Origin of the sequence: Telmatocola sphagniphila (assembly GCF_018398935.1) — a bacterium.
Taxonomy (GTDB): Bacteria; Planctomycetota; Planctomycetia; order Gemmatales; family Gemmataceae; genus Telmatocola; species Telmatocola sphagniphila.
In genome coordinates this window covers 5,113,611-5,125,280 of sequence record NZ_CP074694.1, presented here as the reverse complement: position 1 = coordinate 5,125,280, position 11,670 = coordinate 5,113,611, and the positions used below count along the sequence as shown (strand labels likewise).

Annotated in this window: 11 protein-coding genes; 5 read left to right on the top strand and 6 right to left on the bottom strand. The window is 51.2% G+C overall.

The window, feature by feature from the left end; translation table 11 throughout:
• Positions 1-21: 21 nt before the first annotated feature.
• The gene (locus KIH39_RS20550) at positions 22-1,416 is read left to right on the top strand and encodes a glycosyltransferase family 87 protein (RefSeq protein ID WP_213495096.1); all 1,395 of its coding nucleotides are present in this window, start codon (positions 22-24) and stop codon (positions 1,414-1,416) included.
• A gap of 238 nt (positions 1,417-1,654) precedes the next feature.
• Here the strand turns inward: KIH39_RS20550 and KIH39_RS20545 are convergent, their stop codons facing one another.
• Positions 1,655-2,341 (bottom strand): DUF6714 family protein, encoded by a 687-nt coding sequence (locus KIH39_RS20545; RefSeq protein ID WP_213495095.1) that lies wholly within the window; start codon positions 2,339-2,341, stop codon positions 1,655-1,657.
• A gap of 399 nt (positions 2,342-2,740) precedes the next feature.
• On the opposite strand from KIH39_RS20545, the gene KIH39_RS20540 reads away from it, so the two are divergent.
• From KIH39_RS20540 to KIH39_RS20535, 3 genes are all read left to right on the top strand, one after another.
• Positions 2,741-3,547, top strand: a complete 807-nt coding sequence (locus KIH39_RS20540) for a hypothetical protein (protein WP_213495094.1) — start codon at positions 2,741-2,743, stop codon at positions 3,545-3,547.
• Between the two features lie 141 nt (positions 3,548-3,688).
• On the top strand, positions 3,689-4,147 hold the full coding sequence (locus KIH39_RS27250; protein ID WP_390623673.1) for a DUF6678 family protein: 459 nt from the start codon (positions 3,689-3,691) through the stop codon (positions 4,145-4,147).
• Between the two features lie 179 nt (positions 4,148-4,326).
• A complete protein-coding gene (locus KIH39_RS20535; RefSeq protein WP_213495093.1) occupies positions 4,327-4,917 on the top strand; it encodes a hypothetical protein in 591 nt (196 codons plus the stop codon).
• Positions 4,918-4,942: 25 nt separating this feature from the next.
• Here the strand turns inward: KIH39_RS20535 and KIH39_RS20530 are convergent, their stop codons facing one another.
• Entirely contained in the window at positions 4,943-5,437 is a 495-nt protein-coding gene (locus KIH39_RS20530; protein WP_213495092.1) for a hypothetical protein, read from the bottom strand.
• A gap of 751 nt (positions 5,438-6,188) precedes the next feature.
• On the opposite strand from KIH39_RS20530, the gene KIH39_RS20525 reads away from it, so the two are divergent.
• Positions 6,189-6,833 carry a hypothetical protein gene (locus KIH39_RS20525; protein ID WP_213495091.1) on the top strand — a complete coding sequence of 215 codons (645 nt, stop codon included), beginning with the start codon at positions 6,189-6,191 and terminating at the stop codon, positions 6,831-6,833.
• An 80-nt stretch (positions 6,834-6,913) separates the two neighbouring features.
• Here the strand turns inward: KIH39_RS20525 and KIH39_RS20520 are convergent, their stop codons facing one another.
• From KIH39_RS20520 to KIH39_RS20505, 4 genes are all read right to left on the bottom strand, one after another.
• Positions 6,914-7,750 carry a sigma-70 family RNA polymerase sigma factor gene (locus KIH39_RS20520; protein ID WP_213495090.1) on the bottom strand — a complete coding sequence of 279 codons (837 nt, stop codon included), beginning with the start codon at positions 7,748-7,750 and terminating at the stop codon, positions 6,914-6,916.
• A 460-nt stretch (positions 7,751-8,210) separates the two neighbouring features.
• The gene (gene dnaN, locus KIH39_RS20515) at positions 8,211-9,308 is read right to left on the bottom strand and encodes a DNA polymerase III subunit beta (protein WP_213495089.1); all 1,098 of its coding nucleotides are present in this window, start codon (positions 9,306-9,308) and stop codon (positions 8,211-8,213) included.
• A gap of 687 nt (positions 9,309-9,995) precedes the next feature.
• On the bottom strand, positions 9,996-10,982 hold the full coding sequence (locus KIH39_RS20510; protein WP_213495088.1) for a helix-turn-helix domain-containing protein: 987 nt from the start codon (positions 10,980-10,982) through the stop codon (positions 9,996-9,998).
• 7 nt (positions 10,983-10,989) lie between these two features.
• A complete protein-coding gene (locus KIH39_RS20505) occupies positions 10,990-11,658 on the bottom strand; it encodes a hypothetical protein (protein ID WP_213495087.1) in 669 nt (222 codons plus the stop codon).
• Positions 11,659-11,670 lie beyond the last annotated feature (12 nt).

Genomic DNA, 11,670 nt, shown 5'->3' with positions numbered 1-11,670 from the left:
GCGGGATACTAAGCTGTTTAGATGAAAACCTTCCTCATCGAGTTTGGAGTTTATAACTCGACATTCTGGGTGGCTCTGGTCGCCTGGTTGCTGGCATTGCGCGGCGGCTTACCGAGCCGCAGCTGGTGGGGCTGGAAGCCGGTGGCCGTGCTGGTGATTTTGGGTTCGCTTCTGAATCAGGGCATCGGTCTATTCCGGGCTTATACCGCTCCCCGCGATATCATGCAGGACATCGTTTCGGCCCAGGAATATCTGGCCGGTCGATCTATGTACCCCGACAACATGGCCGAGTGCATGGACCGCACACTTCGCGAAGAAGGGGAACGCCGCACGTTACCGGTCGGCTGGACGGTCGGCCAATATGCCGATCACGCCAAGGAACTGACGCTTCATCAGCATTGGGTGCAAGCCCATCCGCCTTTTATGACGATGTTCGTGGCCGGTCTGGTGAAACTGCTCGGCGTATTGGGAACGCAGGCCGCTATCGCGGCGATTGCATTATTGGCCTGGTCCATCACTCTCTTTTTACTGCTGCGAACCTTGAAACCCGACTGGGGCACCTGGCCGACGATCACTCTGATTGCGGCCACGCTGGGGTCGGGCCCCGTAGTGACCGTGATTCGCAATGGCCAGACCGATCTGATGCTAGGCGGCTTACTGACCGTGTCGTGGTTTTTGGCCCGGCATCAGAGAGTGGCATTTGCGGGTCTGGCCCTGGGATTGGCCATTTCCTTCAAATTCATTCCGGCGATTCTGCTCGTCGTCTTTCTGGTGCGCTGGCCGCGCGGTTTTCTGGTGAGCATGCTTACCGCTTTGCTGACCACTCTTCTCGTAGTGGTTCTGGCCGTGGACGGAGATTTTTCCAAGTACCGCGAGACGGCCGCGGGAGTGATCGAGGAATACGACAGCTATCCCTCGAATCTGTCGCTGTTGGGTTATCTCGCTCGCGGTGGCCGATTTTTCGGGGAGACCGACGATAATCTGGCGAAGAAGATTTGGATGGGAATGGGCGTCTGCATCGGGCTGACGCTGATGCTGCTAGCTCGGCGCAAGACTCCGACGGGACCCGAGTCAGAAGCATTGAAAGTGGATTATCTTTTTGGTTTGAGTGTCAGCCTGATCCCTCTTTGCTCGCCGGTGTCCTGGGATCATTACCTGGCGTTCTTGCTTCTCCCGCTGGCAATAGCGGTCACTGCACAGAAGCCGATTTCCACGCGGCTGGTGACTACGATGGTTCTATTCTGGTGCATTCCCGAAACGGCCTGGCTGAACATCAAGGATCTTTGTGTGCAGCATGAGATGAAGGCCGTGGCACTGTGGGTGGTCGAACCGCTGCGGAGTTTTTCGATGGTGATTTTGAGTGGTTGGTTTGCGGTGAGGAATGTGCGGGTGGAAAGGACGTCGTCCGAAATTTAGTAATCGGCAGGTGCCAGCAGTCAGCTACTCCCGCTTGTCCTAACTATTTATCCTGATTGATCTTGCGTGGCAATGGCTATTTGCCAGTGCATATTCCAGATAACTACCTCACTCAACTGGATGAGGATCGAAGCCTTTTCAGATGACTAATCTTTCGTTCACGGGCAGATGCCATTGCCAACCAGCCCCAATGCGGCCGCGGTTGGAGGCTGCGACTGGGTCAACTCCTTCCAGTAGTTCATGACACGGTGTCTGCTTTCCAATAATTTTTCAACGATGCTTGGATCATCGGTTGATCGAACTCCCGATGGGCGTCGGAAAGTTGCAGCAATAAGAACGCACGCACGGCTTCGCGCTGGGCTGGAGACAACGTCTCGAACTGCGATGCGCCGCCTCGCGAGATATGAACCAAATAGTACACAACGTCGATACTCTGCAAACTGCCTTCCAGCTCGGCGACTAAATACGCCGGCAGATGAAACCGCATTCCAGCCGCGTCGAAGAAGGATAGACTACTGTGACATCGGTTGAGCTCTGCAACGGGAATCGCCGACCAGTCCTGCTTCTCATCTTGCGCACGATACGCAGCTAGCGTGAGCTTGTCGGCATAGTCATCGAGACCTTGACCTTGGAGCAGTCCGACGCCTTCACCAAGCGAAACCCCCTGGAATGCGCTTCGGATCAAAACTAAGACGCGTTCCTTTTCGGCGGCAATCTTTGGCTGGTCCGTGGGGAATATCTCGACGAAGCCCTGCGACTCCAGGTCGGCCCATTCCTGTCGCCGCGCCTCCGGACCGATCGTTCTCTCCTGACCATCGCTTACAATCCACACGGTGTCGGCATGCCGGATCCACTCGACCAGTTCGGTGCGGCCGTCGATGTCCCGAGTGAGGACAATTTTCCGCCCTTCTCTTGGATTCTGCATGTGGCATGCCTCAGTCATCGATCTCGTTTTTACAATGTTCTGTATATAGATTCCGAAATTGTACATGAGCAAGTCGCGACGGGCGGCGCGGCCAGCCCCTCTCGTTTGTCCTAACTCGTTATTTTGTCTGGTTTTGGGTGACACTCGCTATCTGCCAGTGCGTATTTCCGATAACCACCTCACTCAAACTTTGTAACCCTCGAATTCCTGGTTCAACATAGCCACTGAATGAGGATCAAAGCCTTTTCTGAGGCCTGAGCTTTCACGCACTGGCAGATAGCCAGTGCCTCCCAGACGAATCAGTTACAGTTTCCCCAACCGCCCACTGGAATTGTATATTCAAGGGTAGAGAGTTAGCAGTTTCTCTGGAACCTAAAACGCTTATCGAAGAGGTTTGCCATGCAGCGTTGCCCAAATTGTGACAGTCTCATCTCGGCGCAAGATATCAACATCCAGGAAGGATTTGCCCTTTGCCCCGCTTGCGGAGGACTGACAAAGCTTTCGATGCTGAATCACAGCGGCCGCACAATTCAGGAAACTCTCGTTCAACCACCGTCTGGCTGTTCAATCGTAGCCGAGGGGGAGCGAGTCGTCGTGCGCGGCTCGTTGAAATCGATCCCCAAATTTTTGTTTTTTGCCGGCTTCGCGCTGTTCTGGAATGGCTTTCTTTCAATATTTTTGATGATTGCCCTCGCCGGGCTTTACAGCAATTTGATAGGCCCGCTTCCGGAATGGTTCCCAGCCCCGAAAGAGAACGGCGGCAAACCGGAAATGAATGGCGCTCCGATGGACCTGGGAATGACCTTATTCCTCTGCTTATTTCTCGTTCCATTCGTGATCGCTGGGATATCAGTTCTCACCATCGCCTTGATGAACATCATCGGAAAGGTCGTAGTAGTTATCGACGAATTTGATTCATACGCTGCTACAGGATTCAGCTTCCTCTTGTGGAAAAAGCGCTTTAAAGCTTCGCAAGTGAATGACGTAACCTTTGGCACGAAAACTTGGCAATCGGATGGAGAAACTAAAGCTAATCGATTTATTGAATTGAGATCGGAACGCAAAATTCAATTCGGCTCGCTACTGCAACCCGAACGCCTGGAATGGATGTGCGTCGCGCTTAAAGAACTTCTGCTAAAAGATAATACGAAGCGTACCATGCCGGATTTGCCAGAGCTGACCTGGTTGAAACGCGATGAAAATTAGCAGCAAGAGGCTATCTATGAATTGGGAATGCGGTAAAATGAAATCACCGTTTGACATCTGATCGCTAAAAAATTGGATGGACAGCCACAGAGAAGATCATGTTTTGCTTTCTGCCTCCTTATCGAGCATTGAGAATTGGAAATGACTCCAAGCGATTTACCCAATGCGAAATCAACTCCAAGAAATCCTTTCGTCAGCTACAATTCCGACGAGCGTGAAAAATTACGGCGAATAATATCGGAGCGTGGCCTAATTGGATTAGCGAACGACACGAAGTGGGACGAGTTTATTAATGCCATTCGATCTCGAACTGACTGGCGACCTAGCTATCGCTTCAAATGCATCGATGGACCCATATCAGACTGGGACGTGGGATGGTTTTATCATTTGCCATTCCCATTCTTATCTGTTGAATGGTTCGATATAGGTTATTTGCAAAAGCTTCGAGTGCATCGGCTACCTCCTCAGGAAAAGATTATTGACCACTCCGAGTGGTTGATTCCTCTTCTAGAACAAGTAGGAATGGACTATCATGTTGGGGCGGACTTGATTCGAATTTTCGGGTACAGTCCCCGAAGTTTCGAGATGTTCGACCAGTGACTCGGCCTCGAAATTTAGAACTTAAGGGCTGTAACAAAAAATCGTTTTTCTTAGTTTTCAACAGTCCAATTTTCCCGCTCAATTTCTCTTTCGATTTTGTTCTTAGGAGTTGGACAGGCTCCCTTTTATAGGCATTGCCTCCGATTCCAAAATCACAAACGAATGAATAGATTAACCGAATGGAAATTCACCCAAAATTGTTTCGAATTGATGCCCCGTTACGGCAAGCCGATGTCGTGTCTCCCTCTTTTCCAACTCCGCTCGGCCGAATCGATCTTTTTTTAGAAGCCAATGGTATCGAATTAAAACCATCGAGTGTATTCTGCGCCGACGAAACGACCATCTTCATCTGGCCCGAAGATGTAGGAGCTGAATTGATATTGTTTCGACCGATATTATCTCTCCCAAAAGGAATGTCAGTAACGGATGCTTACGCAGCAATCTTGCGACTGACGCCAACGAATCACTTAATTGAGGGAAGTCTACCGACTCGCAGATCAAAGGTTTTTCGATGTCGCTGGGATGAAAAATCAAAATGGACTGAGGTAGGTCCAGAAATTGGAGAGAATCTCGATGCTCAATCTTGGACCGATGGCAAAACCAAGGTCACGGTTGGCCTTCCCGACTATGAAACTGATACGACTTATCGCCGAGACGGATTCGAGGTTGCCATAAAGCAAAAATCACAACTTCATTTTGTATGTGCTTGGAGTCCAGATATCACCGATGATATTTCAACATGGTTCGCGGTAGATTACAATCCCAAGTAACACTCAATCCGCCGCACCTCAACGCTCACCTCAACTTTTCCTCTGGCCACTTCAGTGGCGGCAACCCTGCCAGGGTTCGGCCAAAATCAACACAGGCCTGCGATAATACCTCCAGGGATTCCTGAATACTTTCGCGAGCCCTCTTTGTGCGTTCCCAAATCGGCTCTGGAAGTTGCTTTGAACTGGTGTGAGGTTGCCATGCCGGGAAACCCCAAAGCGACTTGGGCAGATAGTTGCGGGCGCGGTCTCTTTCGATACTTTCTAGCATTTCCTGGAATCTTTGCTGTTCTCCGAACTCTCGTGGTGATTCCAAAAACCACGTAAAGAGAACGCTAGTTTCTTCAGGAGAATCCTTCAAAAAAAGCTTCTCTGGGAATTTATCCAAAAGCTCCACTTTCGTAATCGGTTGCTGTTCAAAAAGTTCTTTTGCATTTTCCATGAACATATCGCATGTCATGGCCACTTGGCAGAAAAAGCCATTTCGAATCCTGGCGGAAAATTTCTTGTCACCAATGCTCATCTCTTGCGAGATCGCTTCGTCATTGATTGTCCGAATCTGCTCGACCCACTCGATTTCCTCCGGATGATTTTCTTCCAGCCAATCCGCGAAAATCAATTTTAGTGCGAGGTTGTACGGATCTTCGCAAATGCGACGGATGCAAGCAGCCCGTTCGGTAGTTTGCAGATCATTCATAAGTAGCATCTTATATGATCTTGGAATCCAGAGAGCCTGATTGTTAGGCTACGCAAAGATTTTTAGCTGACTATGAGATTGGAATTTCCAATTCTTCAACGCAACACTTTTCCGCGTGATTGCATTTAGTAATAATAGTGTAGATTCCTAACCCAGTTTTGATGACAGTACTCGCCATGGATGATTTCGAAAATATTGCCGTTGCAGTGACTCTCCTTTTTGCATTGTGCTTTATTGTCTGCTCTTTGGGACAGATACCACCCAAAAAACGAACGATCCTTCTCATCTCCAATTTTTTGCTTGGCTTCGTTGTTGTTGGAGTACCCTTGGCCGCACTGGGTTATTTTGTACTCATGAGTTTATGTCGAGGGTTGCTCAGCCCCGATCCCGATCTCTTCGAAATGTCCATGATCGGATTCATTTTTTTCTTGGTCTATTTCTGCTCGTTAATTGTGACTTTGTGCTTCAGCATTTTTGCAGGAGTGCTTTGGGCTCGCAAAAGAGATAATAAACGGTACGACAATTCGAAGATTGCCGGATGATGAATTACTTTGTGTCGAAACTGAGATAGCCTCCCATGTCCATTTCACCCGCTCATGTTCCACCGGAATTGCATTACATCATCCCGCTCGCTGAAAAACATGGTTCGGAGGCTCGCATGGCTAGCTTTGATCGACGGCTCGGCCGACACGTGAAATATGCCGAGAAACTCCCGAAAAAAGCTATCGAACCTCTTCGTAAACTTTATGAGGAAATCGATCAGAAGGGTCATGCGATCACTATCAGCAAGTGGTTGGATGCTCAGAATGACAATGAAAACTCCCCGGCCGATACTACTTGGTCGATCACGGGATTAATGGTTTTATTCGAACAACTTGGAGAACTGAACATCGTGCCGTTTAACGATGGCAAGGTACGCTTGATAACCTTTGAGGAAGAACGAGATTGGACCAAACTTCCCGCATTGCTCCAATACCTGGTCGAACCAGCGGAAAAATACGGGAAAATTCAATTCGAAATCCAAATTTTTGAATTTCTGGATAACCGCATGACCCCAGAAGAAAAATTAGAACTTCAGGCTTTAAGCGTGAGATGGAAACAAGATTGCAAATCGATTAATAAATGGTTGGATGAGTTTAATATCACAAACAATCCGGAAGCCCGTCTCGTCTATTTCACTGGTCTTTTAATCGGACTAGCCCTTGATTCGGGCCGGTTGTAGTTCGAAAAGGCGCCCCACAAAAACATTCACCCGGCCAATCGACCGGGTGGATGAGAGATTCGAATGAATAATAGCAGGTATTAGTCGGCTGAGAGATTTTCGTTCAGTTTCGCCAGGGCTTCACTTTCAATCTGTCGAACCCGTTCCCGAGTCAGACCGAGACATTCCCCAATTTCCTTGAGCGTCTTGGGCTCTTCGCAATCGAGTCCGAAACGCATCCGCAACACGGTCGCTTCGCGCTTGTCCATCTTGTCGAGCAGTCCGAGGACCTGCTTCAAAACGTCGTTCTCAAGCATCTCCGCATCGGGAGCCTTCGAACGGCCGTCTTCCAGCATTTCATCAATGCTCCAACCGGCATCGGTCTGGTCGCTCTGCGGCGTCGAGTTGTAAACCCGGATCGCCTTCTTGATGATGTTCAGTTTCTTCTTGGGCAAGCCCAGAAACTTGGCGATCTCTTCGTTCGTCGGCGGCCGATTGAGTTCATCGGTCAGCTGATTGGTCGCCCGCCGCCATTTGGCCAGCAACTCCACCATGTAGGCGGGGATGCGAATCGTCTTGGCGGTGTTGACTAGGGCTCTTTTAATTGACTGCTTGATCCAGTAGCTGGCATAAGTACTGAACCGGGTGTTCATCGAAGGGTCGAAACCTTCGACCGCTCGCAACAGACCGAGATTGCCTTCTTCGATCAGATCTTGAAGAGCGAGACCTTTGCCGGTGTAGCCGCGAGCAATGTTGACGACCAACCGAAGGTTGGCGCGAACCATTTTATCGCGAGCCTGCACATCGCCCACGGCGATCCGATTGGCAAGATCTTTCTCGTCCTGAGCGGATAGCAGAGAGGTCTCGTTGATCTCACGGAGGTAAGTCTCCAGAGGAGACTGCACCAGGTCCGTTCGCAAACGACGAGATTTGACCATATTTTCCGCGTCCCGCACCATAGATATTACCGATCCGAGAATGGGTAACGAGATGTCATCCTTAACACCAGATTCTATCGAGGTTTGTCAATTCCTCATTATGGAATCTTGACAAATATCCGATTTGTAAAGCTCAGGTTTGAAAATATTCTGGTTAGACCGGTCATGCGAAGCATTTACGAAAACACGGCTGGAGAGACCCGCGTTCGTCCAGGTTACATGTCGTGAGATCCGCCGATTCAACCGTTCCGTTCCTCGAGTTTCCATCACGTTAAACTAGGCAAAACACACGTTCTGTGACACGATAGGTATCGTCTTTGATCGTTCGGAATTCGAGAGAAAACGTCCGTTTTTGAGCAGTCCCTTCTCAGAAATCGCTCTGCGGATCAACTTACACGCGCAATCGGTACAACTTGAAATGGGCGGAACTTTTTTCGTCGAAGTTCCGCCGTTGGATTCATCAGGTGAGCGGCATCACCAGATACTGATAGTCGGTTCCATGTTTGAAAAGAGCCGGCTTCTGACCATCGGTCAATTCCAGCAGCACCTCGTCTTTGGGATCGAGGACTTTGAGCATATCCGCAACGTAGTTGGGATCGAAATCGATGCGAATCTCCTCGCCGTCATAGGGAATCGGCATTTCGACTTTGGATTTTCCGGTCGTTGCTCCCTGGGCCTGCAAAATCAGCTTCTTGTTATGGAAAATGAAACTGACCCGCTTGGTTTCATCGTCGGTCATAATCGCGGCCTGCCGCACCGAAGAGAGCAGGGCATCGACGGCCAGATGAATCTTGGCAGTGCTTTTCTTGGGCAGAATCTGCTGATAGGGGGGATAGCGACCTTCCAGCAACCGGCTGTAAATCATCGCTTTCTCGGTCTGAAAAATCACCTCATTGGGTCGCAGGGCAACTTTCACCAGTTCCAGGTCGTCGTGAAGATTGCGCTCGAGAATCTGAACCGCCTTCACCGGCACCAGATGAGTGTGCCCCTTATTCTCGCCCGCTTCCACATTGGCGACGCCGGTGGCAACAGCCAGCCGTCGGGTATCGGTGGCTACCAGACGAGCCTTGCCGTCTTCGACTTCCCAGAGAATGGCCGTGATGGCGTACTTGGTGTTGTCCTTACCCACGGCGAAAGCAGTGCGACGAATCAGTTGTCGGAGCACCCCGGCCGACAGTTCGTGATACTGGCCTTCCATCAACGGAATCGGAGGGAACTCGTTCGGATCTTCGCTCGGCATTTCGAATTCCGAGGAAGTCGTGAAGACGCGTGCCCGGCGTTGATCGGCATCGATCACGATTTCCGTATCGGGACTTTCCCGCAGAATCGAAACCAGTCGACCGATAGGCAGAATTGCTTCGCCCGGTTGATCGACTGAGATGCCTTTCAGTTCGTAGCGGATGGCCACCTCGAGGTCGGTGGCCAGAAGCGTCAGGCTATTCTTATCGGCTACCGCTTTGATCGAGCTGAGAATCGGTTTGGTGGTCCGGGATGCCACCGCAGTACCCACCACCTGGCAGGCCATCAACAAAGCATCGCGCTGACACTTCACAAGCATGGGTTCGACCTCGTCCTTCGAAAAACACCAAAGTGTTTATTTTGGAGTTTAACGGTTATATCACAAGAAGGAATTGGGTAGCTTCTGAAGAATTGTGAAATCGGCTCCTGATACAACCGTCATCGCGTCGTTCTTGTTTAGTTTAGCCCGACGCGTGATCGAGGGCAGTCTCAGCGTGGATGTCCCAAAACAGAATGAGCGGAGGGAATCTTTTCCTGTGGGGGAACAATTCGTTTTACTGCCCTCACTCACGTTCGGGCTAACCAACCCAATCGGCTGACGGCTCTCGGATGTTCTTATTTTCTTATCTCTTGAATGAATAAATTCAGAGTCAGTAGTAAGAGAGACGCGAATTTGCCAATAACTTCCTGTAATTCGCTCTAAAGCTATCGGTCCCAAGATTTTAGGAACAATTCGCGAATGTGGAAAACCTGTTCATAACTTGTCAATAAAATGTCGCGCATCGGCGCGCGTTCGGAAGGCCAGAAACTTTAAGAAGTTCGGATGAATAAGAAGTGTCGAGGCGCGCCAGTTAAGTGACAAATGCGCGCCAAGTTTTCCACAGTGTTAGTGACGACCCGAACGCCCCTTCGCCCAGTTGGCCGGCCGGGTTAAGGGGGGAAGCTTTGGAGCATAAGCCGCCGCATCAGCTCATCGACGCGCCCGGGTCGTCTGGCCGGAGGCAGCTCACTTGGCTTCCTGCACCCAGCGCTCGATCTCGCGCCGGATGGTCGGGTCGTCCTTCATTCGCTCTGAGACTTTCGTCAGAGCATGCAGTACGGTGGAGTGGTCACGTCCACCAAAATACCGTCCGATGGCTACCAGCGACTCGTCGGTGACCTGCCGAGCGAGATACATGGCCACCTGACGGGCCCAGGTCACCCCCGCATGTCGAGCCTGGGAACGCATCTTTCGGATGTCCGTCCCCATATTCTTCGCCACTAAACGGCTGACTCGATCAATGGAAGACTCTACCGGTTGCGAAGTTTGCGAAAAGTAGGTCGACACATCCGATAAGCGAAGCGGAACCGGCACCATGCGAGCAAGCGTTTCCAATTGCACAACCCGCCCTACAGTTTCCCGACACTCCCCCGGTTGCCTGGCCAGAAAATCCAGAACCTCTTCGCTAACGTGCAGTTTTTTGGCTTTCAGAAGTTGAGCCGTGAGCTTGCGACGGCTACTTTCGGTGAGCGTTCCCATTCGCAGGACCAAGCCGCCGCTGAGCCGGGATTTGAGCCGGGCTGAGAGATCCTTGAGAATCATCGGGCCGCTGGTGGCGCTGGCCAGAAAGTAGCCTTTATTCTGCTGCAGGTCATCCAGAATGTTGCACAGCGCTTCCGAGGCCGAGTTGCTGAAGTACTGCAGGTCTTCCACGATCAGAAGGTCCACATCCCGCAGTTGAATCTGCACGGCCTCGGCTTCCGCCTCCTGGCGTAATAATTCCGCCAGTTCGCGGGCCGGGAGGATCTGACAGACCAGGGAAGGGTCGAGAGCGGTGATGTGCTCCAGGAGCTGCCGGAAAAGCTCCGATTTGCCGGTCCCGGGCAGACCGTGCAGAAAGATGGGCGGGAAGAGCGAAATTTTCGGTTTGATCTTGCGTTGGGAAAGGTGAACTTCAAGTCGTTCGAGCGCTTTGCGGGCGGCGCGCTGCTCGGGAATGGAAATAGCGGACATTACATCTTTATTTTCGGAGGTCCAGACCCTGCTCTTCGGCTTCCTGGAGCATGTAGCCGATCAGGTCGGACAGGGCATCGTATTTTTTGCCCTGACACTTCACCGCGGCGTGGGTCAGGTAGACCAGGATGTGCGTGAAAGTTCGGGGATCGGTTTGCACCACGATGCTCTGCAGGTTGCGGGTGTGCTGATCGAGAAGGGCCAGTAACCCTCCCTTGGGTTGCCCATGTTTCAGGACGAGTTTGCGGTCGCTGGCGGTTAGTTCGAACGTAATGCTTTCGGGGGCCTCGGAATCGAGCCGTCGACTCGATTTTCCGGGGAACGGAATGGGATCATCGCCCAGAAATTCGCCTTCGTCGAGAAACTCTTCATTATCATCGTAACTGGCATCGTCGATAATTCGTTCGATCAGCGGGGAATTTTCGGGGTCGGTTTCGACGAAGGCCTCCATATCGATGCCGGCTTCCCGGAATTTACGTTCCACTTCTTTAGGGTCTACCCCGGACATGTAGGCGACGGCGTCGCAAACTTCCCAAACGGTCGTTTTAGGCCGATCGCCGGAAGCTTCCTCACGGATGCCATCGCGGGCCATCATCCACGTGACCAGAGTGAAGACATCGCGCGGAAAGAAGATGGAAATTTCGAAAAAGGCCGACGCGAAAACGGACTTTGCCACGGAGCGCTCCTG